The following is a 26,879-nucleotide window of genomic DNA, read 5'->3' as shown; positions in this document are numbered from 1 at the left end:
AGAATTTTGCGTTCTTTGCATCTTCAAATTACAAAGCAGTTACATCCACGAAAGCACACAACATGACAGAACTCGCCAAAAAACGGCCTGAATTCCGCAACATCAATGCCTTCAAGGACCTCACCACCTACCGCATGACTCCTGCCGCGTGGGTGTCGATCCTGCACCGCGCAAGCGGGCTGATCATGTTCCTGCTGCTGCCTTTCATCATTTGGATGTTCGACACCTCGGTGTCGTCTGAGATCTCCTTCGCCAAATTCGCTGCGGCTTTCAACATTGGCATTGGCTTTGTGCCCGGCTGGTTCATCAAGTTGGTGGCGCTGGCGCTCATCTGGTCGTACCTGCACCACTTCACCGCTGGCTTGCGCCACCTGTGGATGGACGTGAGCCACAGCGCAGTGACCAAGGAATTCGGCAAGACCTCAGCTTTTGTCGTGCTCGCCATCAGCATTACGCTGACCCTGGTGTTGGGCGCCAAGCTGTTCGGTCTGTACTGATCGATCGACAACCAAATCATAAAAAAAGCGGTGACCGCTGCCATTCCGTAGCAAACACCGCCGCACAAGAGGAAAGCACCCATGTCCGTCAATTACGGTTCCAAGCGCGTCGTCGTCGGCGCCCACTATGGCCTGCGCGATTGGCTCAGCCAGCGCGTCACGGCAGTCCTGATGGCCCTGTTCACCCTGGCCCTGCTGGCCCAGGTGATCTTCTCCACCGGCCCCATCGGCTACGACAAATGGGCGGGCATCTTCTCGACCCAGTGGATGAAGGTGCTGACCTTCTCCGTGATCATTGCATTGGCCTGGCACGCGTGGATTGGCCTGCGCGAAGTCCTGATGGATTACATCAAGCCGGTGGGCCTGCGTCTCGCACTGCAGGTTTTCAGCATCGTCTGGCTGGTCGGCTGTGCTGGCTGGGGTATCCAGGTTTTGTGGCGTCTCTGAATCCCGCGACTGAAGGCAAAAAATAATGAGCTACACCAACGCTAACATCACCAAGCGCAAGTTCGACGTCGTCATCGTCGGCGCAGGCGGCTCCGGCATGCGCGCCGCGCTTGAACTCTCCCGCGCAGGCCTGAACGTGGCCTCGCTGTCCAAAGTGTTCCCCACCCGTTCGCACACCGTGGCGGCACAGGGCGGCGTATCCGCATCGCTGGGCAACATGTCCGAGGACAACTGGCACTACCACTTCTACGACACGATCAAGGGCTCTGACTGGCTGGGCGACCAGGACGCCATCGAGTTCATGTGCCGTGAAGCACCCAAGGTGGTGTACGAGCTGGAGCACTTCGGCATGCCGTTCGACCGCAACCCCGACGGCACCATCTACCAGCGCCCCTTTGGCGGCCACACGGCCAACTACGGCGAAAAGCCCGTGCAGCGCGCCTGCGCAGCGGCTGACCGCACCGGCCATGCCATGCTGCACACGCTGTACCAACAGAACGTGAAGGCCAAGACCAACTTCTTCGTCGAATGGATGGCCCTGGACTTGGTCCGTGACGCCGACGGCGACGTGGTGGGCGTGACCGCGCTGGAGATGGAAACCGGCGACCTTTATATCCTGGAAGCCAAGACCGTGCTGCTGGCCACCGGCGGTGCTGGTCGCATCTTTGCGGCATCGACCAACGCCTTCATCAATACCGGTGACGGCCTGGGCATGGCCGCACGTGCCGGCATTGCGCTGCAGGACATGGAGTTCTGGCAGTTCCACCCCACTGGCGTGGCCGGTGCTGGTGTGCTGCTGACCGAAGGCTGCCGTGGCGAAGGCGCCATCTTGCTCAACAGCAATGGCGAACGCTTCATGGAGCGCTATGCGCCCACCATGAAGGACCTGGCCCCGCGCGACTTCGTGTCCCGCTGCATGGACCAGGAAATCAAGGAAGGTCGTGGCTGCGGTCCCAACAAGGACTACATCCTGCTCAAGCTGGACCACCTGGGTGCAGACACCATCCACAAGCGCCTGCCATCGGTGTACGAAATCGGCGTCAACTTCGCCAACGTGGACATCACCAAGGAACCTATTCCTGTGGTGCCCACCATCCACTACCAGATGGGTGGCGTGCCGACCAACATCAACGGCCAGGTGGTTGCACAAGCCAACGGCATCAACAACGAAGTGGTCAACGGCCTGTACGCCGTGGGCGAATGCGCCTGCGTGTCGGTGCACGGCGCCAACCGCCTGGGCACCAACTCGCTGCTGGACCTGCTGGTGTTTGGCAAGGCCGCTGGCCGCCACATCGTCGAGTTCAACAACAAGAACAAGGAGCACAAGCCCCTGCCCAAGGATGCGGCCGACCGCACCTTGGAACGCTTGAACCAGCTGGATAGCTCGAAAGAAGGTATTTACGCGCAAAACCTGGCGGGCGAAATCCGCTCCACCATGCAGCTGCATGCGGGCGTTTTCCGCACCCAAGCCAGCATGGACGAAGGCGTGAGCAAGATCTCCGACATCCGCAACCGGGTCGCCAACGTGGGCTTGAAGGACAAGTCCAAGGTGTTCAACACCGCCCGTATTGAGGCGCTGGAAGTAGACAACCTGATTGAAGCGGCGCAGGCCACCATGGTCTCGGCCGCTGCACGCACCGAATGCCGTGGCGCCCACACCGTGTACGACTACGAGCACCCTGCCGACCACGCCGACTTCCCCCTGGGCCGCAACGACCAGGAGTGGATGAAGCACACCCTGTGGTACAGCGAAGGCAACCGCCTGGCCTATAAGCCGGTCAACCTCAAGCCCCTGACGGTGGACAGCGTGCCTCCCAAGGTCCGTACGTTCTAAACAGTAGCCCCACGAGAGAAGAACCATGCAAAAACGCACATTCCAAATCTACCGCTACGACCCGGACAAGGACGCCAAGCCTTACATGCAGACCATCGAGATCGAACTCGACGGCCATGAACGCATGCTGCTTGACGCCCTGATGAAGCTCAAGGAACAAGACCCTACGCTGTCGTTCCGCCGCTCGTGCCGTGAAGGTGTTTGCGGCTCGGATGCGATGAATATCAATGGCAAGAACGGCCTAGCCTGCCTGACGAACATGAACACCCTCAAGGGCACGATTGTTCTGAAGCCCCTGCCCGGCCTGCCCGTGATTCGCGATTTGATCGTGGACATGACGCAGTTCTTTAAGCAGTACAACTCGATCAAGCCGTACCTGATCAACGAGCAGATTCCGCCCGACCGCGAGCGCCTGCAGTCGCCCGAAGAGCGCGACGAGCTCAACGGCCTGTACGAGTGCATTCTGTGCGCCAGCTGCTCCACCAGCTGCCCCAGCTTCTGGTGGAACCCCGACAAGTTCGTGGGCCCTGCCGGTCTGCTGCAGGCCTACCGCTTCATCGCTGACAGCCGCGACGAGGCCACAGCGCAGCGCCTGGACAACCTGGAAGACCCGTACCGTCTGTTCCGTTGCCACACCATCATGAATTGCGTGGACGTGTGCCCCAAGGGTCTGAACCCCACCAAGGCCATTGGCAAGATCAAAGAACTGATGGTGCGCCGCGCCGTCTGACCTGCCGTCTGCACTGCCTCAACGTCAATACAGACCGACACGCCATGGCTGACACCGCCACCACCGCACCGGCAGCAGCCTCACCGCTGCTGACCGAGCGCGAACTGAGCAAGCTGCACTGGCGCTGCCGGCGCGGCCTGCTGGAAAACGATCTGTTCATTGAGCAGTTTTTCGCCCGCTTCGAGCCCGAGCTCAACCAGCGCCACGCCCAGGGTCTCGCGGCCCTGATGGACCTTGCAGACAACGACCTTCTGGACCTGCTGCTTCGCCGCAAGGACCCCGAGGGCACGCTGGATGCACCCGAGGTCCATGAAGTGCTGGGCATGCTGCGGCAAAGCGGCGGCACCCCCGTGCTGGTGGCCTGAAACGCATCTTTTAATTAGTTTGCGCTTTCAAGCCCCAGCCCATCAAGCCCGGATGATCATCGGCAACCCTAAGGAAAGTAACAATGAAGCTAGCTGACAACAAAGCCACCCTGTCCTTCAGCAACGGCAGCCCCAGCGTGGACCTGCCGGTCTACCAGGGCAGCATTGGCCCGGATGTCATCGACATCCGCAAGCTGTATGCGCAGACGGGCATGTTCACCTATGACCCGGGCTTCATGTCGACGGCAGCCACGCAGTCGGCCATCACCTACATCGATGGCGACAAAGGCGAGCTGCTGTATCGCGGCTACCCGATTGAGCAGCTGGCTGAAAACTGCGACTTCATGGAAACCTGCCACCTGCTGCTGTACGGAGAACTGCCTAACGCAGCGCAGAAGACCGACTTCACCAGCCGCGTGACCAACCACACCATGGTCAACGAGCAGATGCAGTTCTTCCTGCGTGGCTTCCGCCGTGATGCACACCCCATGGCGGTGCTGACCGGTCTGGTCGGTGCCCTGTCGGCCTTCTATCACGACAGCACGGACATCAACAACCCGCAGCACCGCGAAATCTCGGCGATCCGTCTGATTGCCAAGATGCCTACCCTGGTGGCCATGTCGTACAAGTACGGTATGGGCCAGCCCTACATGTATCCGCAGAACCACCTGAGCTACTCGGGCAACTTCCTGCGCATGATGTTTGGCACGCCCTGCGAAGAGTACAAGGTCAACCCCGTGCTCGAACGCGCACTCGACCGCATCTTCATCCTGCATGCTGACCACGAGCAAAACGCATCGACCTCCACCGTGCGCCTGTGCGGCTCGTCGGGCACCAACCCGTTTGCAGCCATCGCTGCGGGCGTGGCATGCCTCTGGGGCCCAGCCCACGGTGGCGCCAACGAAGCAGCGCTGAACATGCTGTACGACATCCAGGCCCAGGGCGGCGTGGAAAAGATCGGCGACTTCATCAAGCAGGTCAAGGACAAGAACTCCGGTGTCAAGCTCATGGGCTTTGGCCACCGCGTGTACAAGAACTACGACCCGCGTGCCAAGCTCATGCAAGAGACTTGCAACGAAGTGCTGGCCGAACTGGGCCTGGAAAACGACCCCCTGTTCAAGCTGGCCAAGGAACTGGAAAAGATCGCCCTGGAAGACGACTACTTCGTGCAGCGCAAGCTCTACCCGAACGTGGACTTCTACTCCGGCATCGTGCAACGCGCCATCGGTATCCCTGTGAACCTGTTCACCGGCATCTTCAGCCTAGCCCGCACCGTCGGCTGGATCGCCCAGCTGAACGAAATGATCGGCGACCCCGAGTACAAGATCGGCCGCCCACGCCAGCTGTTCACCGGCTCCGTGCGCCGCGACGTGCCTCCCCTGGCAAACCGCTGATCGGTACGGCGCCCCACGCGCCGTCCACGCCCTCCCAAAGCCCGCAGGCAGTGTCTGCGGGCTTTTTTCATGGTCCATCGGTAGGGCTTGAGGCGTGAGCTTTTATATACTCCCCCTGAGTAATAGGCATTTATATGCCCCCAGCGCAATCAGAGTAAGCGCATGTCTTCTATACTGCCACCCAGTACGCCGTCATTCGCTGATCACCATCGCCCGCCCATGCCCCACACCGCTGAAGACAAGCAACGCGCCATCACCCGCCTGCGCCGCATCAAGGGCCAGGCCGAGGCGCTGGAGCGCGCGGTGGAAGCGGGCAGCGAATGCGCGCCCATCCTGCAGCAGCTGGCCGCCATGCGCGGCGCAGTGCACGGCCTGATGGCCGATCTGCTGGACGGCCATGTGCGAGAGATCCTGGCGGAAAAACCCGCGCTGTCGCAAAAATCTGTCGACGAAACACTGGCGCTGCTGCGTTCGTACCTCAAATAGCCCCACCCCACACCCCACCCGATTGACTGAAAGGACCACCCCATGAAATCCCGCGCCGCTGTTGCCTTCAAAGCCGGAGAACCCCTGCAGATCGTCGAGATCGACGTCGCCCCGCCCAAGAAGGGCGAGGTCCTCATCCGCATCACCGACACCGGCGTGTGCCATACCGACGCCTTCACCCTGAGCGGTGACGACCCCGAGGGCCTGTTCCCTGTGGTGCTGGGCCATGAAGGAGCGGGCATTGTGGTGGAAGTGGGCGAAGGCGTGACCAGCGTGAAGCCGGGCGACCACGTGATCCCGCTGTACACCGCCGAGTGCGGCGAGTGCCTGTTCTGCAAGAGCGGTAAGACCAACCTGTGCGTGGCCGTGCGCGCCACGCAGGGCAAGGGCGTGATGCCCGACGGCACCACGCGCTTTAGCTACAACGGCCAGCCCATCTACCACTACATGGGCTGCAGCACCTTCAGCGAATACACCGTGGTGGCCGAGGTGTCACTCGCCAAGGTCAACCCCGACGCCAACCCCGAGCAGGTCTGCCTGCTGGGCTGCGGCGTGACCACGGGCCTGGGCGCCGTCAAGAACACCGCCAAGGTGCAAGAGGGCGACACCGTGGCCGTGTTCGGCCTGGGTGGCATCGGCCTGGCGGTCATTCAAGGCGCCAAGCTGGCCAAGGCCGGGCGCATCATTGCCGTGGACACCAACCCCTCCAAGTTCGATCTGGCACGCACCTTTGGCGCCACCGACTGCGTGAACCCCAAGGAACATGAAAAGCCTATCCAGCAGGTCATCGTGGAGATGACGACCTGGGGCGTGGACCACTCGTTCGAGTGCATTGGCAACGTCAACGTGATGCGCGCCGCGCTGGAATGCGCGCACCGCGGCTGGGGCCAGAGCGTGATCATCGGCGTAGCCGGTGCGGGGCAAGAGATTTCGACCCGCCCCTTCCAGCTCGTCACCGGTCGCAAGTGGATGGGCACTGCGTTTGGCGGCGTCAAGGGCCGCAGCGAGCTGCCCGGTATGGTCGAAGACGCGATGGCGGGCAAGATCCAGCTGGCGCCATTTGTCACGCACACCATGGGGCTCAAGGACATCAACGAAGCGTTTGATTTGATGCACGAAGGCAAGTCGATTCGCTCGGTGGTTAAGTACGCAGCGGCTTGAGGCTGCAGGGCGGCCAGCGCTTTCGGGACCTCAACGCACTCCGCCACCCGTTCGGGCTGAGCGTGTCAAAGGCTTAGCACGCCCTGTGACCAGCACTTCAACAATCTCAGCCTGAACGACTTCGTTCTGCCTCCACCGCAGATTTCAAGCCAAATCAGCCTTTAGCGCTTATCCAATAAGCGCTAGCAGCTATCAATTTAAGAGCGTCACCATGACCACTCCACTGGACCTGCAAAGCACCCACGCCTGCTTCGGCGGCGAGCAGCGCTTTTACAGGCACGACTCCACCGAAATCGGCCTGCCGATGAAGTTCTCGGTCTACCTGCCCCCGCAAGCACAACAAGGCCCCGTGCCCGCAGTGCTGTACCTGGCGGGGCTGACGTGCAATGAAGAAACCTTCATGACCAAAGCTGGTGCCCAGCGCCTGGCGGCAGAACTGGGCCTGGCGCTCATCGCGCCCGACACCAGCCCGCGTGGCCCGCAGGTGGAGTTGCTAGAAGGCGCCACCGCCAGCTGGGACTTTGGCATTGGCGCGGGCTTTTACCTGGATGCCACTCAGGAGCCCTGGCGCACCCACTGGCGCATGGAGAGCTACATCGTGCGCGAGCTGCTACCCCAACTGGCGCAGCACCTGCCCATCGACGGCGGGCGCATCGGCATCTTTGGCCACTCGATGGGCGGCCACGGCGCGCTGACTCTGGCGCTGCGCCACCCGGGCCGGTTCAAAACCGTATCGGCCTTTGCGCCCATCTGCGCACCCACGCAGTGCCCGTGGGGGGACAAGGCCTTCACCGGCTACCTGGGCGCAGACCGCTCCGCCTGGATCGAGCACGATGCCACCGTGCTCATGCAGAACCAGCCGGTTGCGCCCTACCCCGCGGGCATCCTCATCGACCAGGGCCTTGCCGACAAGTTTCTGGCCGAACAGCTGCACCCGCACCTGCTGGAAGACGCCTGCGCAGCCATCGGCCAGCCGCTCACCCTGCGCCGCCATGCGGGATATGACCACGGCTACTACTTTGTGCAGACCTTCATGGCCGACCACCTGCAGCACCACGCCCAGGGGCTTTGACAAGGCCGCGACCACTGGCGCAAAAAGGGTGGCAAAAACAATAGCCACTTAAATTCATCAATTTATTGATAAATATGATTTGAAAATGATTAAAAGCGCATAATGTGAGCCATGCGCGGCGTCTGCCTTTTGTTTCCGGGCAGCCACCCCGCCGCGCAGGGAGACGCACTATGCAATCACCGATCGCCGAGCTGGAAGCCCTGGCGCAGCCGACCACAGATGGTGGTGCCAGCGGCTCTGCCGATGCGCTGAAGCGCCGTGTTTTCGATAACGCGCCTTTCGGTTTGTGCGTTCTGGTGCGCGGGCAGCCGCAACTGGTCAATCTGCAATTCACCCATTTTTTGGGTGCGCCTTTCCCCCACGTCGCCAGTGCAGAACCCGAAGTCCTGGCATCTTGCTGGCCCGAGTTGTGGCCGCAGCTGCACGGCATTGGCCGCGCACCACGGCACGTCACTGTCCGCAAGGCGTCCGGCGAGGTGTTCAATGGCCGCGCCTATTCCCGCCCGTTTCCCTCGCTGCACCCAGAGGCTGAGCTGATCACCCTGGTCGACGATCCGCATCGCGCACAGATCGTGTTCTCATCGCAGTGGCGCGCACGCATGCTGGAGCAGATCGAGACGATGGGCCGCAGCGGCTCTGGTGAGATCGACCTGGAAACAGGCAAGGCGGTGCTGTCCAAAGGCATGCACACACTGCTGGGTGTCGCTTTTCAGCACGCACCCCGCTCCGCCTGGAGGATGCTGCGTTGGGTGCCCACCAAGGAAAGGGGTTATGTGGCCTCCATCTGGCGAGGCGCTTTGCCCGATGAGCCTTTTGAGTTTCAACACCGCCTGGTGCGGGCTGACGGCACACGACTGGAGGTGCTGCAGCGCGGCATGGTGGAAACCGATGCGTCGGGTCGACGGCATGGGTACATCATCGTCCAGGACATCACGGTCCAGCGCGAGGCCGAGCAACGCATTCAAGAGCTTGCCAACCACGACGAGGTCACGGGCCTTGCCAACCGAACCCAGCTGCTGGACCGCATAGATGCCGCGGTGCACAGCGCACGCTGGAACCCGCAGCCGTTTCTTGTGCTTTCCATCCAGGTGGACCAGGTCGACCAGATCAAGCAGGCCATGGGATATGGCGCAGGCGATGCGATGGCGATGGCCGTCGCGGCGCGCCTGACTGCTTTGGCGGAGCCCGGCGACACGGTGGCTCGCATTGACGGCGGCGAGTTCGCCATTCTGGTTGCTCCCGACAGCTGCGAGCAGGACCCGCAGGGCCTGCACCATGCCCGGTCGGTTGTGCAGGCGATGGCCAAGGCAGAGCGCCTGGGCGCCGCCGAAATCGTGCCGGGTGCGCGGGTCGGTGTAGCGCGCTTTCCTGCAGATGCCGAAAGCGCCGGCCAGTTGCTTGAAGCCGCCCAGACCGCCCGCATGGGCATCCACAAGGACGGAGAGCAGGTGGCAGTCTTCACGCCCCTGACCCGCACGGCCAGCTTACGCCGCCTGGCCATTGAATCGGGGTTGCGGCATGCGGCCGAACGATCAGAACTGTTGCTGTCGTTTCAGCTGCAGGCCGACCTGGGTAGCGGCGACGTGGTCGGAGCGCAAGTCCATCTGCGGTGGATCAGCGCCGAGCTCGGCACCGTGTCAGAGGATGAATATGCGCCCGTTGCCCTGCAAACCGGCCTCATCGTCATGCTGGGAGACTGGCAGCGCGACATGGCCTGCAAACAGCTGCGCACCTGGGATGAGGGCGGCCTGCGCATGCCCCGTCTGCATCTGAAGGTTTCCACGCTGGAGCTGCAGCAGCCTGACATTGTGGACAAGCTGCGCCGCAGCCTGTCGAGCAACGGCTTGACGCCGCAAGCGCTGGGTGTAGAGATCAGCGAGCACGCGCTGGTGAACGTAACCCCCCAGCTCAGCCGCACACTCAGCCAGCTGCGCACCATGGGCATTGAGCTGTCGCTGGGGGACTTTGGCTCCGGCTCAACGAACCTGGGCCTGCTGGGCACGCGCCCGGTGGACGTCATCAAGGTCCACCGCTCGTGCGTGCCCGATGTCACTGCGGCCACAGGTGACGTGTCGCTGACCCGGGCCATCATCAACATGGCGCACAGCCTGCAGATGAAAGTGCTGGCGGAGGGTGTGGAAACCCCCGGGCAACTGGCGTTGCTCATTGCCAATGGCTGCGACCGCATGGAAGGACCCGTCTTCGCGCAGCCCGCTGATGCGCTGGAGCTGGCGCACCTGATGGGCCAGCGCGTCCGTTTGCCAGAGCACCTGCTCACGCGCCGCCGGGAGCGGACACTGCTGCTTGTGGACGACGAACCCAACATCGTCTCCGCGCTGCGCCGACTGTTTCGCCGCGAGGGCTACCGCATCGTGACTGCAGGCAGCGGCGCAGAGGGACTGCAGCGCATGGCCGAATGCGAGGTGGACGTGGTGTTGTCCGACCAGCGCATGCCCGGCATGACGGGGGTGGAGTTCCTGCGCCGCGCCAAGGAGCTGTACCCCGAAACGGTGCGCATGGTGCTTTCGGGCTACACCGAGCTGCAGTCCATCACCGATGCCGTCAACGAGGGCGCGATCTACCGTTTTCTAACCAAGCCTTGGGATGATCTACGGCTGATCGAACACGTGCGGGAGGCCTTTGCCCACAAGGAGCTGGCCGACGACAACAAGCGCCTGGCCACAGAGGTCATCGCCGCAAGCGAAGCGCTGACACACGCCAACGAACGCCTGGAGCTGGTGCTTGGCAGCCAGCAGCAGCAGATTGACCTGGAGGCGGCCCGCGCGAACGCTGCGCGGGACATGATTGACATCTTGCCCACCGCAGTGCTCGGTGTAGATCCGGACGGCACCATCGTGCTGGCCAACCGCGAGGCAGAGCGCCTCCTTCAGCCCCACGCCCCGCTGCTTGGTGAGCCCGTTCAACGCGTGCTCGGAATGGACCAGCCATTGCCCGCAGAGTGGACCGGTATGGTCAACGCCCCCACTACAGCGGCCCCCGTCGCGCTGACTGGATCGCCCTGGCAGGTGTGGGCACGCTCCATGGGCACCATTCCACCCCGGGGGGTGCTACTGACCCTCGCGCCCGCCGATACCCCCAACGAATGCTGAAACCGGGACATTGCCATGAACTTCGATCCCCAGACACTTCGCCCATCGCCCACGCCCCCCACCGCACAGGACATGGAGCCGGGCTACCCAGTGCAGGATTCAATCCGGACAGCGTCGGCCGCCCTTGCGCGTGCAGAAATTGAGAACTTGGCACGCGCCCAGCGCTTGGACTACATCTTCCGGCGCGTGAGCGGGCATGCCAACAGCAGCACCCAGGCTCTGCAAAGCGCGTTACGTCGATACCGGGGGGTCACACCATGAACATACTCGCCCAACCCACCGCAGCCCTCACGCTGGACCGCGAAAGCCTGGCGCGCGACATTCGCGCCCTGCCGTCGCTGCCCCCTGTGGTGCTGCAGCTGATGGACCTGCTTCAACAGTCCGATGCCGGGCTGGATGAATTTGCCGATACCCTGCGGTTGGACCAGGCGCTCTCCGTCAAGGTGCTCCAGCTGGCCAACTCGCCGTTTTACGGCTTGTCTGGCCGCATCCTCTCTGTGCGGGACGCCATCCACGTGCTGGGGCTGCGTCAGCTGAGCACGTTGGTCATCGCCGCTGCGCTGACGCTCCAGTTCGAGGCACTGCACGGGCGCTCGCTGCACATGCGGGCGTTCTGGCGGCACTCCATCGCCTGCGCGGTGGCAGCGCGCCAGCTGGCACTGCAACGCGGGTGGAACGACGCGGCAGCATTCACTGCGGGCCTGCTACACGACGTGGGCAGGCTGGTAGTCGACAGCCACTACCCGGAACAAGCCGCCGAGATCATCGCGTGGGCAGACCAGCAGGACATCTCCCACAGCGAGGCCGAGCACGCGCTGACGGGCATCGACCACACCGAGCTGGGGCACTGGGTGTGCGAGCATTGGCGGTTCTCCACCGATATCTGCCGCGCGATTGCGGACCACCACAAGCCGCCTACCGACGGCCCCGCCACCTTGGCCGATGTGGTGCATGTGGCCGACGCTCTGGCCCACGCCCTGGACATCGCGGGGCTGGACAACGAGGCCGTGCCGCCGCTGAGCACCACCGCTTGGCAACGCCTGGGGCTCGTCGAACCCGCCTTGCTGCCCCTGCTGCGCACCATCGAAGAAGAGTTCCGCCATCTTGAAACCGTGCTCAGCCCCGTGAAGGAAGCACCATGACCGACACCCTGCATACATCCTCCAACATCGCAGCCCAGGGACCGCTGTGCACCATCGCGCAGCCCAGCGAATACACCCTGGCAGAGATGTCCGACGCCCAGATCCGCGCCATCGTGGGCGAACTTCTGCAAGCCAACAAAGAGCTCAAGGTGCTCAACACCAAGCTGTCTGACGCGCAGAACAAACTCATGCAGTCCGAGAAGCTGGCGTCCATCGGACAGCTGGCCGCTGGCGTAGCCCATGAAATCAACAACCCCATTGGCTTCATCTTTTCCAACTTTGGAACGCTGGAGCAATACCTACAAGACCTGTTTGAGATGCTCGCCGCCTATGAGGAGGCCGAGACTGGACTGCAGGACGGCGCCGCCCGCCAGCGCCTTCAGCAGCTGCGACAGGATCTGGACGTGGACTACCTCAAGGACGATATTCCGAACCTGATGCGCGAGTCCCGCGACGGCATACAGCGCGTGCGCAAAATTGTGCAAGACCTCAAAGACTTCTCCCGCGTGGATGCTCGACAGGAATGGGAATCCGTCAACCTGCATCACGGCATTGACTCCACGCTCAACATCGTCAACAACGAAATCAAGTACAAGGCCGACGTCGTCAAGGACTATGGAGATTTGCCAGAGGTGCAGTGCCTGCCGTCTGAAATGAACCAGGTGTTCATGAACCTGCTGGTCAATGCCGCGCACGCCATCACCGCAGAGCGCGGCACCATCACCATCCGCACTGGCACCGAGGGTACGAACGTCTGGATCGAGGTGACCGACAACGGCCAGGGCATAGCGCCCGAGAACCTGCCGCGAATTTTCGACCCCTTCTTCACCACCAAGCCCGTGGGCAAAGGCACCGGCCTGGGCCTGTCGCTGTCATACGGCATTGTGCAAAAGCACCAGGGCCGCATGGAAGTGCGCAGCGAACTCGGACAAGGCACCACCTTTCACGTGACCATTCCGGTGCATCCTTCAGCTACAGCCCAGACTGCCCCCTAATGCAGTGTTTCAGCTTGATGGCACCAATAAAAAGGATGGATTTTTGGCTCTGGCAAGGCGCAAACCGGAGCGATACCACGTGTATCGCGAGGATTTGCAAGGTCGCCAGGGGAGAAACGATGCCTTTTCATGTGCCACATAGCGTGAAACACTGCACTATTGCAACTCCATCACCGTGCAGACCGCTCACAGCCCCTGGACGCCACCACGATGACAGAAACCGACGCCCCCGACACCCCCTCGGCCCCACCGGCCATCCGTTCAGAAACTGCCACCCGCGCCACCTGGACAGTGCTTTGCGTGGACGACGAGCCCAGCATTCTGTCCGCTCTGAAACGCGTTCTGCGCTCCGAAGACTGCCAGGTGCTGCAAGCGGGTGGCGGGACCGAAGCGCTGACGCTGCTGGAGCAACACCCGGTGGACGTGATCGTGAGCGATATGCGCATGCCGATCATGGATGGAGCCCAGCTGCTGGCGCAGGTGCGCCAGCGCTGGCCCCATACCGCCAGAGTGCTGTTGACCGGCTACGCCGACATGAACGCGACCATTGCCGCGATCAATGAAGGCCAGATCTACCGCTACATCCACAAACCCTGGGACGAGACCGAACTGCGCCTGACCGTGCGCCAGGCAGCGGAACGCCAGCTGCTTGAGCGCGAACGCGCCTATCTACAGGCGCTGACACACACACAGAACGAAGAACTGAAGGCCCTGAACACCGGCCTGGAGCAGCGTGTGGACGAGCGCACCGCCGAGCTGCAGCAAGCCAACGACCAGCTGCGCCGCACCTACCTCACCAGCATCAGAATCTTCTCCAACCTCATGGAACTGCGCAGCGGGGTGCTGGCCGGGCACGGCAAGCGCACTGCCAGCCTGGCCCGCAAAGTCGCCCAGGCCATGGGGCTGCCCGAGGACGCGCTGCAGGACGTTTTCGTGGCAGGCCTGCTGCATGACGTCGGCTTCCTGGCCCTGCCCGACAGCATTCTGGGCAAGCCCGTGGGCAAACTCACCGCAGAAGAGATGGCAAGCTACCAGCGCCACCCCGTGCTGGGCGCGCAGTCCTTCATGGCGCTGGATGACCACCAGTCCGTCGCCACCATCATCCGATCACACCACGAACGCTTCGACGGCAGCGGCTTTCCAGACAAGCTCCTGGGCTTGCAGATCCCGGTCGGCGCCCGCATCCTGGCGGTGGTCGACACATACGACGACTTGACGCACGGCCACCTTACCGGCGCCCCGCTGACCGAGGCCGAGGCACGCACCATCCTGCAGCGAGGGCGCGGAACACAGTTTGACGCCGAGGTCATCGACGTCTTTCTGCACATCACCCAGGAAGTCAAACCCAAACCCATTCGGATTGAGTCGGTCGGTACCGAACAGCTGGAGCCGGGTATGAAACTGGGCAAAGACATTCTGTCCAAAGAAGGCGTACTGCTGCTGTCCGCAGGCCATGTTTTGACCGCCGACATGATCTCCCGCATTCGCCGCTACGCAAAGATAGAAGGCCTGCAACTGGAGCTGGATATTCGCCTTCCCTGAGCAGACTAGTCCGGTGAATCTGAGAAATCCACGGTACGCCGGGGCTGCACGGGGTGCAGGGCAAGGTGCGTGGCAAGGTGCGGTCCCGCGCCAACATGCGGGGTATGACCAAGGGTATTACTTTGTGCAGAGCTTCATGGCCGACCACCTGCAGCACCACACCCAGGGGCTGAAGCAGCAGCGCTGACCGCGCGCCCAAGAGGCACTGGAACCGGCATGTAAAACACCGGGCAAGGCGTTAATGCGGCCTTAAGGCTGGGACGCCACAGTGCGCCCCATGCCATTGATCCTGCAGCGCCTGCTGCACCCCCACCTCGCCACGGGCGCTCCGCACCGCGTCCCTGCCGTACCCCTTACTGCAGACGCTCCCCCCGCTGCTGCACCACCCCGGTTACACCCCGCCTGGGTCGTGGTGTTCATCAGCGCCTGGCTGGCCACGGCCTGCAACGTGCCCCTGTGGCGCGAAGTGGCGCAGCTGCCCGGACAGGGCAGCCTGCGCGGCTGGGGCTTTGCCGTGGCGTTTGCGTTCATCGTGGCAGCAGGCAATGCCGCGCTGCTCAGTCTGCTGGCCTGGCGCTGGACGCTCAAGCCCGCGGCCACCATGCTGGTGGTAATGTCTGCATTCGGTGCGTACTTCATGCTGGCCTACGGGGTAGCCATTGACGCCAGCATGCTGACAAATGTGCTGCAGACGGACATGCACGAAGCAGGCGACCTGCTCAACGGGCGCATGCTGGGCACCGTGCTGGCGTTGGCCGTGCCGCCGCTGTGGTGGTTGCTGCGCCGCCCCGTACAGCGGCTGAGCGCCCTGCGCCACATCGTGCACAACGGTCTGCTGCTGGCGGGCGCCATTGCCGTCATCGTAGTGTGCCTGCTGCTGGTGTTTCAGGACTTCGCGTCCACCATGCGCAACCACACCAAGCTGCGCTACCTCATCAACCCGCTCAACAGCGTGTACGCCCTTGGCAACATCGCCACCAAGCCGCTGCGCATGGACACCCACAAGCTGCTGCCCATAGGGCGCGACGCACAACTGGGCGCCAGCTACGCGGGCCAGGCCAAGCCGCCGCTCTTGGTGCTGGTGCTGGGCGAAACCGGGCGCAGCGGCAACTTTGGTATCAACGGGTATGCACGCGACACCACACCGCTGCTGTCTGCCCGCACCGACCTGGTCAGCGCCCGCAATGCGTGGTCGTGCGGCACCAGCACGGCTGCATCGGTGCCCTGCATGTTTTCGCACCTGGGCCGCACGGGCTACGAGGCGCGCGCCGCCAACTTTGAGAGCCTGATCGACGTGCTGCACCACGCAGGCCTGGCCGTGCTGTGGGTAGACAACCAGTCCGGCTGCAAAGGCGTGTGCGACCGCGTGGGAGAGATCATCACCAGCCAACAAAAAGACGTGGCGACAGACGCCGCGCTGTGCCCCGGCGGCGAGTGCCTCGACCGCGTGATGCTGCAAGACCTGGACACACGCATCGCCGCCCTGCCCGCTGAACAGCGCCAGCGCGGCACCGTGGTGGTGCTGCACCAGATGGGCAGCCACGGCCCCGCGTACTACAAGCGCTCGGCGCCCGAAAACAAAAAGTTTGGCCCCGAATGCACCTCCACATCGCTGCAGGAATGCGATCGCCAGCAGGTCGTCAACGCGTATGACAACAGCATCGTCGAGACTGACCAGTTTCTCGATTCAGTGCTGAAATGGCTTGCAGCGCGAGACAGTAAATCGCAGACAGCTATGATTTATGTAGCAGACCATGGCGAGTCACTGGGCGAGAACAACCTCTATCTGCACGGCCTGCCCTACTCCATCGCACCCGACGTGCAAAAGCATGTGCCCTGGATTACCTGGCTCTCACCCGCCATGCAGTCGCGCACCCAGCTCGCCACCGGCTGCCTGCAGCACGACCTGGCCGAGCGGCGCATCACACACGACAACTACTTTCACTCGGTGCTGGGGTTGATGGATGTGAAGACCGGCGCGTACAGCGTGGGGCTGGACATTTTTGCGGGGTGCAGACAGGTGGCAGGGGTGGGCAAGGCCGCGGGCTGAGGCGGCGGGTGCAACCCGGTTGGGAGATACTCAAACCCATCCCCCACCGCCCCATTGACCACGCCAGGCCACACACCATCCCGCACCAGGAACAAGAAGCCAAAGGCGCCTTTTACGTAGAGAACGGCGGCCAGCGCCTTGCCGATATGACCTACAGCCGCACCAACGCCACGATGATCATCGTGGACCACGCCGAAGTCGACCCGTCCCTCAGCGGGCAAGGCGTGGGCCGTGAGTTGCTGGGAGCACTGGTGCAGTGGGCCCGGGCGACAGGCACCAAGGTGATGCCGCTGTGCCCGTTCGCCAAGGCGCAGTTTGGCAAGGACGCGACCCTCCGGGACGTGCTGGTGTAGCGCATGCCGCGGGGCAGCGGTGCGTCTGTCGCACGTCCGCATTCGCTGCGCAGACCCAATTCACTATTGATTTGATAGCTATTAGCGCTTTATAGATAAGCGCTAGAGGCCAATTTAGCTTGAATTTTTGGTGACCAAATGGGTTGGCGCCACAGCACACGCCAACCAGTGCGCGCACCAACATGGTTGCGCTGCGCGGGCCACGGCACGGATGCTGCTCCATCCCAAAAATCCGCATTTTTGGGGGCTTTTGGCCGGTATACATTCCAGACATATTGCATGAGCAGAATGCTCGCTTCTGCGCCGATCCGCTCCCGAACGGTGCCGAGCCTCGCGTTCACCCGTCTACCAGACCCCAGGCACCACGCCCCACGCCGAAGCCCATGCCACTCACACCCGTTTCATCGTCCGTCGCGCACCCAGCGACCACCGTCAACCCATCGATTTCTTCCAGGCCCATTGGGCAAAGCGGTACAGGCTGCAAGGCATGGCTCGTGATGGGAACGGTTGCGCTCTTGCTGTCCGCCTGCGGTGACAAGAAGGCGCCTAGCGCCGCCCCTGCAGCGCCGCCGGTGGGCGTACTGACGGTGGTGGCGCAATCGCAGGGGCTGCACACTGAGTTGACGGGCCGCACCCGCGCCTCGCATAGCGCAGAGGTGCGTCCCCAGGTGTCTGGCATCCTGCAAAAGCGGCTCTTCACCGAGGGTGAGACGGTCAAGGCGGGTCAGCCGCTGTACCAGATCGACGCGCGCACCCTGGAGGCCGCAGCCAAAAGTGCCGAGGCCGCGCTGGCCAAGGCCCGAGCCTCTGCGCAGACGGCCCGCACCCATGCCGAGCGCAATGCCGAACTGGTGAAGATCGACGCCATCAGCCGCCAGGTGTTTGACGAAAGCCAGGCGCAGGTCGCACAGTCGACCGCCGACGTTGCTGTGGCACAGGCGGCGCTAGACAACGCCCGCATCAACCTGCAATTCAGCCGAATCGTCGCGCCCATCGGTGGGCAGATTGATCTGTCTGTTGTGCTGCCCGGCTCGCTGGTCACCGCCAACCAAGCGCAGGCACTGACGACCATCAGCCAGCTCGACCCCATCCTTGTCGATATCACCCAGTCCAGCGCCGAGTTGCTGGAGCTTCGCCGCCAGTGGCAGGCCGGCGTGTTCGGCAAGGTCGACGCCAGCGGCGCCCCGGTGCGGCTGGCGCTGGAGGATGGCAGTGCGTACCCGCATGCCGGCAAATTGCAGTTCACCGGTGCCACGGTTGGCCAGAGCACCGGGGCCATTACCCTGCGCGCGGTGTTTCCCAACCCCGACCGGATGTTGATGCCCGGCATGTACGTGCGGGCCCAACTGGCCACGGGCGTATCGACCGATGCCATCGTGGTGCCCCAGCAGGCAGTTCAGCGAGACCCTGCAGGCAAACCCAGCGTGCAGCTCATCAACGCAGACAACAAGATTGAAAAACGCCCGATCCAGCTAGGCCAGGCACTGGGCGCGCAGTGGCTGGTGCTGGGCGGCCTGAAGGCTGGAGACCGCGTGATGGTGGACGGCTTTCAGAAGGCCCGCGTGGGCCAGGCCGTCACGCCCGTGGCGATGCGCGTGGACGGCAACCGTGTGGTGGAAGCGCAGGCTTCCGCGCCAGCAGCACAGGCGGCGGCCTCGGCCCCGCCCAAGCCCTGACCCCAGGTCACGGGGCCACGCCGACGACCCGGGTGGCCCGGGCGGCCGGACGTCCGGGTGATGCCGGATGACCCTGTAATTTTTAGAGCCCACAGAACTCCCCACGCTGCACCATGGCCTATTTCTTTATCCACCGTCCGGTTTTTGCCTGGGTGCTGTCCATCGTCATCATGCTGGCGGGGGCGATGTCCATCTTCACCCTGCCGCTGGAGCAGTACCCCGACATCGCGCCCCCACGTGTGTCGATCAACACCACCTACACCGGCGCTTCGGCCGAGACGGTGGCGGACTCGGTGACGCAGGTGATCGAGCAGCAGCTCAAAGGCATCGACAACGTGCTCTACATGAGCTCGACCAGCGACTCCGCAGGCCGCTCGCGCACGCAGCTGACCTTTGCCCCGGGCACCGACATCGACGTGGCCCAGGTGCAGGTGCAAAACAAGCTGCAGACCGCCATGAACCGGCTGCCCGAGGCGGTCAAAAGCCGAGGCGTGTTTGTCAACAAGGGCGGTCAGGACAACCTGATGACCTACGTATTCACCTCGCCAGACCCCAAGGTCACGCAGGTGGCGATTGGCGACTACATCACCAGCAACGTGGTCGACGTCATCTCGCGTATCGACGGTGTGGGCGACGTGAGCGTGTTCGGCACCAGCTATGCCATGCGCATCTGGATGGACCCCGGCAAGCTGGAGCAGTTTGCGCTGATGCCGTCGGACATCATCTCCGCGCTGAATTCGCAGAACGCGCAAGTGTCCGCGGGGCAGCTGGGGGCGCTGCCCGCCGTCAAGGACCAGATGCTCAACGCCACCATCACGGCGCGCACCAAGCTCAAGACAGTCGAAGAGTTCCAGGGCATCGTGCTCAAGGCCGCACCTGATGGATCGCTGGTCACGGTGGGTGATGTGGCCCGCGTGGAGCTGGACGCGGACAACCTGACGGTGAAATCCCGCCTCAACAACCAGCCGGGCGCTGGCCTGGGGGTGGTGCTGGCCGACGGGGCCAATGCCATGGCGGTGGCCACCGCCGTCAACACCAAGATGGCCGAGCTGGCGCCGTTCTTCCCGGATGGCATCACCGGCGTTATCAGCTCGGACAGCACGCCGTACGTGCGCGCGTCGATCAAGGAAGTGGCCATTACCCTTGCAGAGGCCATGCTGCTGGTAGTGATCGTGATGTTCATCTTTTTGCAGAACCTGCGCGCCACGCTCATCCCCGCCATCGCCGTCCCGGTGGTGCTGCTGGGCACTTTTGGCGTGCTGTCGGCGCTGGGTTACTCCATCAACATGCTGACCATGTTTGCCATGGTGCTGGCCATTGGCCTGCTGGTGGACGACGCCATCGTGGTGGTCGAAAACGTAGAGCGGGTGATGCACCAGGAGGGCCTGCCCGCCAAGGAAGCCACCATCAAGTCCATGGCAGAAATAACGCCCGCGCTGGTGGGCATCGGCCTCACGCTGTCGGCGGTGTTCATTCCCATGGCGTTCTTCTCGGGCTCGGTGGGGGTGATCTATCGGCAGTTCTCGGTCGCCATCGTCTCGGCCATGGCGTTTTCGGTGCTGGTGGCGCTCACGCTTACCCCGGCGCTGTGCGCGACCCTTCTCAAACCCACAGAGCATTTGCAAGAGGACGCCCCCGCCCGCAACGGCGTCATGGGCTGGATGGACCGGTTCTTCCGCTGGTTCAACACCAGCTTTGACCGCAACTCCACCCGCTACGAAGGCGCCGTGCGCCAGTTGCTGCTGCGCGGCAAGCGCGTGATGCTGGTGTTTTTGCTGGTCATTGGCGGTGTGGTGCTGCTGTTTCAAAAGCTGCCTACATCCTTCCTGCCAGTGGAAGACCAGGGGTTCATCACCGCCAGCGTGACCTTGCCTGCGGGCTCGTCAGACGCGCAGCTGGAAGTTGTCCTGCAGGACATCACCCGCTATTTCATGGCCCAGCCCGACGTGCTGCGCGTGAACTCCCTCGCAGGCAACAGCGGCAACCAGAGCGCGGGGACCATCTTTGTGCGCCTGAAGCCCTGGGACGACCGGCCGAACGCCGAACAGAGTGCCGAGTTCATTTCGCGCAAGGCCACCCGGGATCTGTCGCGCATCCGCGCGGCCCGCATCTTTGTGTCGATGCCGCCGGCCATTCGGGGCCTGGGCTCAGACGCTGGCGTGAACTTCATGCTCAAGGACATCAACGGGCTGGGGAACGATGCCTTGCGGGCCGCCAAAGACCGTTTGGTCGAACTGGCAGGCCAGCGCCCGGAACTGGCCAACATGCGCACCACCGACTTCGACGTCACGTCAGAACTCAAGGTGGTGATCGACGACCGCAAGGCAGCCGCACTGGGCGTAGCCACCGCAGATATCAACAGCGTGATCTCCAGCGCAGTGGGCGGCTCGTACGTGAATGACTTCGTGCACAACGGCCGGGTCAAGCGCGTGTACGTGCAGGGCGACGCGCCGTTTCGCATGCTGCCCAAGGACATCGGGCAGTGGACGGTGCGCAACCGCACTGGCGACATGGTGCCGCTTTCGGCCTTCACATCCACCGCGTGGACCAGCAGCGCGCCGCAGCTGCTGCGCTACAACGGATCTCCGGCTATGGAGATGATCTCGAACACGGCACCCGGCGTCAGCTCAGGCGCTGCGATGCGCGCTGTGGAAGAAATCATGCGCGAGATGCCGGTGGGCATCGGCTACGAGTGGACGGGTGCATCCTTGCAAGAGCGCCAGTCTGGCGCGCAAGCCCCCCTGCTGTATGCCATCTCCATCCTGTTCGTCTTTTTGTGCCTGGCCGCGCTGTATGAAAGCTGGAGCGTGCCGTTCTCGGTCATCCTAGCGGTGCCTTTGGGCATCATCGGGGCCTTGCTGGCCACCTACTTCCGCGACATGTCGAACGACGTGTACTTCCAGGTTGGCTTGTTGACCACCGTGGGCCTCGCATCCAAAAACGCCATCCTGATCGTGGAGTTTGCGGTGCAGTTGCAAGACCAGGGCAAGAGCGTGTTCGACGCCACGCTGGAGGCCGTACGCCGACGGCTGCGGCCCATCTTGATGACCTCGCTGGCGTTCGGCTTCGGTGTGCTGCCGCTGGCTCTGGGCACCGGCCCCGGCGCCGCCAGCCGCCAGGCCATCGGCACGGCCGTGCTGGGAGGCACCGTGCTGTCCACACTGCTGGGGCTGTTCTTCGTGCCCGTGTTCTTCTTGCTGGTGCGCAACTGGGTCAACAGAAAAAAGCGGCCGAAAGAGACATCACCCACACCCGGTGTGGCTCCGTCGCTCTCGCACCAAGGAGAACCGTGATGCACCGGTCGATTGATTGCTTGAAACCCGTGGTCACCGCCTCTGCGCTCATCGTGCTGCTGGCCGGATGTGCCCAGCAACCGCCCGCCAAGCCCGACGTGCAGGGCGTGGTCGCCCCCGTGCTGGGCCAGGCGCTGGCTGTTGCCGACGCGAGTGCGCTGGCACTGAACACCTCGCAGCGCCTGGCCTGGGTGCAACATCCGGGCTTGCGCCAGGCGATTGCGCAGGCGCTCACACACAACCGCGACCTGCGCGTTGCCTTGCTCAACATCGAGCGGGCGCGTGCGCAGTACGGCGTCACCAGCGCAGCACAGTTGCCCACGATAGCCGCCGCGGCGCAAGGCAGCCGCAGCCGCACGGCGGCGGATCTGTCGAGCACCGGGCAAGCCGCTACCTCCAGCCAGTACACGGCGCAACTGGCCGCCACCAGCTTCGAGCTGGATCTGTGGGGCCGTGTGCGCAACCTCAACGAGGCAGCGCTTGGGCAGTTTCTGCAGTCAGAGGCGAACCAGCTGAACGTGCAGATCATGTTGGTGGCGGACGTGACCAACGCGTGGCTGAATCTGGCCGCCAACGAGGCTCGCCTGACGCTGGCCCGCGATACCCTGGTGGGCCGACAGAAGGCGTACCAGCTCACCGAGCGCATCCACCAGCTCGGTGGCACGTCGGGCCTGGTGCTGGCGCAAAACCGGATCACGGTGGAAACCGCACGCGGCGATGTCGCTGCCTTCACCGCCCAGGTGGCCAAGGACCGCAATGCGCTGGACGGGCTGGTGGGCAGTGGCTTGAGCCCCGACTGGCTGCCGACCGCCGACACCCTGCGCGGTGAAGCCGCTGCGGCGCCCGCAGCGCTGATGGTGCTACCGGCCGAGCTGCCGTCCAGCCTGCTGCTGGCGCGCCCCGATGTGCGCGCATCCGAATACAACCTGCAGGCCCTGTCGGCCAACGTGGCCGCGGCGCGTGCGGCGATGTTCCCGACCATCACCCTGAGCACCAGCATCGGCTTTGGCAGCCGCGAGCTGGGCAGCCTGCTGGGCAGCGGCAATAACACCTGGAGCTTTGTGCCCCAGATCCGCTGGCCCATCTTCGACGGCGGCAGTGCCCGCGCGGCGGTGGATGTAGCGCAGGCCAACCGCGACATCGCCGTGGCCCAGTACGAAAAATCCATCCAGACCGCCTTCCGCGAAGTGTCGGACGCGCTGGCCGAGCGTGCGCAGTGGCAAGAGCGCCTGTCGGCGCAGCAGGCCGTGGTGGATGCCAATGCACGGGCGTTCGAGCTGTCCGAGGCGCGTTTTACCTCCGGCGTGGACAACTACCTCACCGTGCTGGACGCACAACGCAGCCTGTACGCTGCGCAGCAGGCGCTGATCGGCCTGCGGCAGTCCGAGCAAGCCAACCGCGTGGCGCTGTGGAAGGTGCTGGGTGGGCAGTTAGCATCGCCAACTGAAGCACCTCGTTCAGGTGGCTAGCGCTCCTGCATCAGTGAAATAGCTACTATTTTCATAGCTATTAGCGCTTATTCAATAAGCGCTAGAGGCCTATTTAGCTTGATTTTTAGCGACTACCCGTACTCGGGTCAAGGGACACGACTGAAGGCGCGCTTCTAGACCGTCGGAACCGTGCCCCCATCGATCATGTGCTCCGAGCCCGATATCGCGCCTGCCCGCGGCGACGCCAGAAAAATGATCAGGTCGGCAACCTCCTGCGGCTTGGCGGGTCGGCCCAGCGGAATGCCGCCCAGCGACTGCATGATGATTTGCTTGCCGCCCTCGGTGTCCGTGCCCGCCTGGGCAGCCACGCGCTCAACCAGCGCCACGGCGGCATCGGTCTCAATCCAGCCGGGCGAGACGCTCAGCACGCGAACGCCTTGTGGCGTGACCTCTTTCGACAAGGCCTTGCTGTACGTGGACAACGCTGCCTTGGCCGCCGCGTAGGCGGTGGTGGACTCTGGCAGCGGCAGCACACGCTGGATGGAGCTGACGTGGACGACGACGCCCGAACCCTGGGCCAGCATGGCGGGCAGCAGGGCGCGGTCCAGGCGCACGGCGGGCATGAGGTTCTGGTTCAGTTCGTTGAACCACTGCGCATCGTCCAGCGCAGCAAAGCCACCGCCCGGTGCGCTGGAGCCGCCCACCACGTGGACAAGAATATCGACGTTGCCCCAGTGCGCCAGCACCGCCTGCGCGACCTGTGCAGCGCCCTCGGCGGTGGAGACATCGGCAGGCACGTACACCACGCCGTCAGCCGGTTTCGCAGGAGCTGAACGCGCGGTGGCCATCACCTGCACACCGGCATCCACCAAACCTTGCACCACTGCCGCGCCCACGCCTTTGGTGCCCCCTGTGACCAGCGCCCGCTGGCCGCGCAGTTGAAGATCGAAGCTCATACGGTGATCTCCAGCGACGCGATCAGGCCGCGTTCCAGGCGAAAGCGGTAGCGCAGGTCGACCGGGCTGCCGGGGAAGTTGCCCTTGACCCGGCTGGTGATGATCTGGTCGCCATCTGTGTGATCCAGCGCAAACGGTTCGGTGGTGTACGTGTACTTGGTCGAAGCCGCGGCCTTCCACGCCTTGATGGCGTCGATACCGACGTAGGTGTGGCCCTCGTCCTTCACGACCGCGTGTGTGGTGAAGCAGTGCGCAAGTGCTTGGGCGTTCTTTTGTGTGTCGGCCGCAAAGTAGGCGGCAATGGGTTCCGAAAGGTTCAAAGTGGTCATGGTGATGAACTCCTTGGGTTGTTGAAGCCGTCAGGATGCGCTTTCGGAACCAATTAGTGAATGGCCTAGAATTTGAATAGGCTATGTAGAAATAAATACAGAATGCGTGGATCAGATTTTGCAGAACTGAAGGCCTTTGCCGCCGTGGTCGAGCGCGCGAGCTTTGCCCGGGCGGCGGAGTATCTGGGGCTGTCGCCGTCTGCGCTGAGCCAGACGATCCGCCAGCTCGAAGCCCGGCTGGGCGCGCGCCTATTGAACCGCACCACGCGCAGCGTGGCGCCCACTGCCACCGGCGCGCAGCTGTACGCGCGCATGGCGCCACTGTTCCGTGACATGGCCGACGCGGTGGCCGAGGCCAGCGCAGCGGCAGGCCAGATGGGCGGCACGCTGCGCATTAACACGCTGGGCATGGCCGCCACGCAGGTCATCGCACCACGGCTGGGGCGGTTTCATAAGGCCCACCCGGATGTGGTGCTGGACATCGTGGTGGACGACGGGCTGAGCGATATCGTTGCGGGCCGGTTCGATGCGGGAATCCGGGTGGGTGGTCGGCTGGAAAAAGACATGATCGCCGTGCGCCTGACCCCGGACGTGAAGATGATCGCGGTAGCGTCGCCGGACTATCTGGTGCGGCGCGGCACGCCAAACGCGCCCGCTGACCTGCACGGCCACGCCTGCATCAACTGGCGGCTTCAGGTGGACGGTCGCACCTACCGCTGGGAGTTTGAAAAGAAAGGCAAGCGGTTGGAGGTTGCAGCGGAAGGGCCGCTGGTGACCAACCACTCGGACATCGGAGTGGCTGCAGCTTTGCAGGGACTGGGCATTGCCTATGCCTTTGATCGGGAGCATGTTGACGAGCACATCGGGCAGGGGCGGCTGGTGCAGGTGCTTGCCGACTGGTCGGTGGCAAAGCCGGGCCTGTTTCTGTACTACTCGAACCGGCGCCACCCGTCACCGGCATTGACTGCTTTTATTGATTGCATGCTGGACCGCGACCTGCCTGCACTCCGAGGGCGCTCCCGTGCAGTCGCCTGACTTTGGCAAGCACCGGTGAGCGGAACCACTGCGCAGTCACCGGCTGCCCATCCACCCTTCCACCTCTCCCATCAGGTGCCCCCGAAACACCTCCGCAATCGGTGACAACTGCTTGCCTTTGGGCCAGACCAGGTGCCATTGCGACTGGATGGGGAAGCCCTGCACGTTGAGCACGGCCAGGCCCTCGTGGTGGGCGCCCAGCGCATGGCGGGAGACGATGGACACGCCCAGCTGGCCTTCCACCGATTCCTTGATGGCCTCGTTGCTGCCCAGCTCCAGCACGGCGCCGGGGGCAAAGCCCAGTTGGCGCAGGTGCGCGTCGGTGGCCATGCGGGTACCGGAGCCTTTTTCGCGCAGGATGAAGCGCTCGGCCTGCAGCTGGACCAGTTTGATGCGCTTTTTGAGCGCGAGAGGGTGGCCTGCAGGAGCTATGACGACCAGCGGGTTGGGCATGAGGATGTGGTCCTCCAGCGGCAAATCGGCCGGGGGCATGGACATGACATACAGGTCGTCCAGGTTGCTGCGCAGACGGGTGATGACGTGGTCGCGGTTGAGCACCTCTAGCGAGATGTCGATCTGTGGGTGCAGCTTGCAAAAGCTGCCCAAGAGGCGCGGCACAAAGTACTTGGCGGTGCTGACCACGGCGACCTTGAGGCGCCCGCTGGTGAGGCCCTTGGCGCCGGACACGCGCTGCTCAAACGCATCCCACTCGCCCGCAATGGCGCGCGCGGTGCGGGCCAGGGCGTGCCCTGCTTCGGTGAGGTGCACTCGGCGCGAGATGACTTCGTACAGCGGCAGGCCCACGGCCTGGGTCACCTCGCGCAGCTGCATGGACGCGGTGGGTTGCGTGACATGCATAACCCGGGCGGCGGCGCTGACGCTGCCAGTTTCTGCCAATGCCAAGAAAAGCCGCAACTGGCGAAAAGTGATGTTCATAGACTTTTATCTATAGATAGCCGCATTCGAATCGATTTTACTTTGC

The 26,879-nt window shown here is 63.5% G+C and carries 24 protein-coding genes and 1 pseudogene; 21 read left to right on the top strand and 4 right to left on the bottom strand.

The features are described from left to right. The first annotated feature begins 62 nt into the window (after positions 1-62). From sdhC to ACK4OE_RS03060, 17 genes and pseudogenes are all read left to right on the top strand, one after another. Complete coding sequence (gene sdhC, locus ACK4OE_RS03140; RefSeq protein WP_409882928.1) at positions 63-497, top strand: succinate dehydrogenase, cytochrome b556 subunit; 435 nt, start codon at positions 63-65, stop codon at positions 495-497. A gap of 81 nt (positions 498-578) precedes the next feature. Next, positions 579-944: a succinate dehydrogenase, hydrophobic membrane anchor protein gene (gene sdhD / locus ACK4OE_RS03135; RefSeq protein ID WP_409882927.1), complete on the top strand. Its 366-nt coding sequence runs from the start codon at positions 579-581 to the stop codon at positions 942-944. 25 nt (positions 945-969) lie between these two features. Further along, positions 970-2,778: a succinate dehydrogenase flavoprotein subunit gene (sdhA, locus tag ACK4OE_RS03130; RefSeq protein WP_409882926.1), complete on the top strand. Its 1,809-nt coding sequence runs from the start codon at positions 970-972 to the stop codon at positions 2,776-2,778. A gap of 25 nt (positions 2,779-2,803) precedes the next feature. Continuing rightward, the gene (locus tag ACK4OE_RS03125) at positions 2,804-3,508 is read left to right on the top strand and encodes a succinate dehydrogenase iron-sulfur subunit (RefSeq protein WP_409882924.1); all 705 of its coding nucleotides are present in this window, start codon (positions 2,804-2,806) and stop codon (positions 3,506-3,508) included. Positions 3,509-3,552: 44 nt separating this feature from the next. Continuing rightward, complete coding sequence (locus ACK4OE_RS03120) at positions 3,553-3,873, top strand: succinate dehydrogenase assembly factor 2 (RefSeq protein ID WP_409882923.1); 321 nt, start codon at positions 3,553-3,555, stop codon at positions 3,871-3,873. Between the two features lie 83 nt (positions 3,874-3,956). Next, positions 3,957-5,267 (top strand): citrate synthase, encoded by a 1,311-nt coding sequence (locus tag ACK4OE_RS03115; RefSeq protein ID WP_409882922.1) that lies wholly within the window; start codon positions 3,957-3,959, stop codon positions 5,265-5,267. Positions 5,268-5,486: 219 nt separating this feature from the next. Next, positions 5,487-5,753 (top strand): metal/formaldehyde-sensitive transcriptional repressor, encoded by a 267-nt coding sequence (locus ACK4OE_RS03110; protein ID WP_409882921.1) that lies wholly within the window; start codon positions 5,487-5,489, stop codon positions 5,751-5,753. 42 nt (positions 5,754-5,795) lie between these two features. Then, positions 5,796-6,914, top strand: a complete 1,119-nt coding sequence (locus ACK4OE_RS03105; RefSeq protein WP_409882920.1) for an S-(hydroxymethyl)glutathione dehydrogenase/class III alcohol dehydrogenase — start codon at positions 5,796-5,798, stop codon at positions 6,912-6,914. Positions 6,915-7,125: 211 nt separating this feature from the next. Next, positions 7,126-7,986, top strand: a complete 861-nt coding sequence (fghA, locus tag ACK4OE_RS03100) for an S-formylglutathione hydrolase (RefSeq protein ID WP_409882917.1) — start codon at positions 7,126-7,128, stop codon at positions 7,984-7,986. 170 nt (positions 7,987-8,156) lie between these two features. Next, positions 8,157-11,096, top strand: a complete 2,940-nt coding sequence (locus tag ACK4OE_RS03095) for an EAL domain-containing protein (RefSeq protein ID WP_409882916.1) — start codon at positions 8,157-8,159, stop codon at positions 11,094-11,096. A gap of 15 nt (positions 11,097-11,111) precedes the next feature. Continuing rightward, a complete protein-coding gene (locus ACK4OE_RS03090) occupies positions 11,112-11,357 on the top strand; it encodes a hypothetical protein (RefSeq protein ID WP_409882915.1) in 246 nt (81 codons plus the stop codon). Further along, positions 11,354-12,238, top strand: a complete 885-nt coding sequence (locus tag ACK4OE_RS03085; RefSeq protein ID WP_409882914.1) for an HDOD domain-containing protein — start codon at positions 11,354-11,356, stop codon at positions 12,236-12,238. Before ACK4OE_RS03090 ends, ACK4OE_RS03085 begins: the two co-directional genes overlap by 4 nt. Then, a complete protein-coding gene (locus ACK4OE_RS03080; protein ID WP_409882913.1) occupies positions 12,235-13,233 on the top strand; it encodes an ATP-binding protein in 999 nt (332 codons plus the stop codon). The genes ACK4OE_RS03085 and ACK4OE_RS03080 overlap by 4 nt, the downstream gene beginning before the upstream one ends. 210 nt (positions 13,234-13,443) lie before the next feature. Beyond that, positions 13,444-14,775, top strand: a complete 1,332-nt coding sequence (locus ACK4OE_RS03075; protein ID WP_409882911.1) for an HD domain-containing phosphohydrolase — start codon at positions 13,444-13,446, stop codon at positions 14,773-14,775. A gap of 88 nt (positions 14,776-14,863) precedes the next feature. Beyond that, positions 14,864-14,962: pseudogene (locus ACK4OE_RS03070) on the top strand (S-formylglutathione hydrolase); the annotation flags it as partial. Between the two features lie 90 nt (positions 14,963-15,052). After that, entirely contained in the window at positions 15,053-16,825 is a 1,773-nt protein-coding gene (locus tag ACK4OE_RS03065) for a phosphoethanolamine transferase (protein ID WP_409882910.1), read from the top strand. 8 nt (positions 16,826-16,833) lie between these two features. After that, complete coding sequence (locus ACK4OE_RS03060) at positions 16,834-17,178, top strand: GNAT family N-acetyltransferase (protein ID WP_409882909.1); 345 nt, start codon at positions 16,834-16,836, stop codon at positions 17,176-17,178. A 337-nt stretch (positions 17,179-17,515) separates the two neighbouring features. Here ACK4OE_RS03060 and ACK4OE_RS03055 read toward each other — a convergent pair whose 3' ends face one another. Next, positions 17,516-17,638, bottom strand: coding sequence for a hypothetical protein (locus ACK4OE_RS03055; protein WP_409882908.1), 123 nt, complete (start codon positions 17,636-17,638; stop codon positions 17,516-17,518). Positions 17,639-17,675: 37 nt separating this feature from the next. Here ACK4OE_RS03055 and ACK4OE_RS03050 point away from each other — a divergent pair, with 37 nt between their 5' ends. The 3 genes from ACK4OE_RS03050 to ACK4OE_RS03040 all read left to right on the top strand — a co-directional run bounded on the left by ACK4OE_RS03050 (position 17,676) and on the right by ACK4OE_RS03040 (position 23,616). Beyond that, the gene (locus tag ACK4OE_RS03050) at positions 17,676-18,854 is read left to right on the top strand and encodes an efflux RND transporter periplasmic adaptor subunit (RefSeq protein WP_409882907.1); all 1,179 of its coding nucleotides are present in this window, start codon (positions 17,676-17,678) and stop codon (positions 18,852-18,854) included. A 113-nt stretch (positions 18,855-18,967) separates the two neighbouring features. Then, positions 18,968-22,147 (top strand): efflux RND transporter permease subunit, encoded by a 3,180-nt coding sequence (locus tag ACK4OE_RS03045; RefSeq protein ID WP_409882906.1) that lies wholly within the window; start codon positions 18,968-18,970, stop codon positions 22,145-22,147. Continuing rightward, a complete protein-coding gene (locus ACK4OE_RS03040; RefSeq protein WP_409882905.1) occupies positions 22,147-23,616 on the top strand; it encodes an efflux transporter outer membrane subunit in 1,470 nt (489 codons plus the stop codon). The genes ACK4OE_RS03045 and ACK4OE_RS03040 overlap by 1 nt, the downstream gene beginning before the upstream one ends. Positions 23,617-23,750: 134 nt before the next feature. On the opposite strand, the gene ACK4OE_RS03035 is transcribed toward ACK4OE_RS03040, so the two are convergent. Together ACK4OE_RS03035 and ACK4OE_RS03030 are read right to left on the bottom strand one after the other, a co-directional pair. Next, a complete protein-coding gene (locus tag ACK4OE_RS03035) occupies positions 23,751-24,533 on the bottom strand; it encodes an SDR family oxidoreductase (protein WP_409882904.1) in 783 nt (260 codons plus the stop codon). After that, positions 24,530-24,862, bottom strand: coding sequence for a nuclear transport factor 2 family protein (locus ACK4OE_RS03030; RefSeq protein WP_409882903.1), 333 nt, complete (start codon positions 24,860-24,862; stop codon positions 24,530-24,532). Before ACK4OE_RS03030 ends, ACK4OE_RS03035 begins: the two co-directional genes overlap by 4 nt. Before the next feature lie 102 nt (positions 24,863-24,964). On the opposite strand from ACK4OE_RS03030, the gene ACK4OE_RS03025 reads away from it, so the two are divergent. Beyond that, entirely contained in the window at positions 24,965-25,897 is a 933-nt protein-coding gene (locus ACK4OE_RS03025; protein WP_409882901.1) for a LysR family transcriptional regulator, read from the top strand. A gap of 36 nt (positions 25,898-25,933) precedes the next feature. Here the strand turns inward: ACK4OE_RS03025 and ACK4OE_RS03020 are convergent, their stop codons facing one another. Further along, positions 25,934-26,833: a LysR family transcriptional regulator gene (locus ACK4OE_RS03020; protein ID WP_409882900.1), complete on the bottom strand. Its 900-nt coding sequence runs from the start codon at positions 26,831-26,833 to the stop codon at positions 25,934-25,936. Between the last annotated feature and the right edge of the window lie 46 nt (positions 26,834-26,879).

Source organism: Acidovorax sp. (assembly GCF_046314175.1).
GTDB lineage: Bacteria > Pseudomonadota > Gammaproteobacteria > Burkholderiales > Burkholderiaceae_C > Acidovorax.
This window is presented reverse-complemented; position numbering and strand designations above follow the sequence as displayed.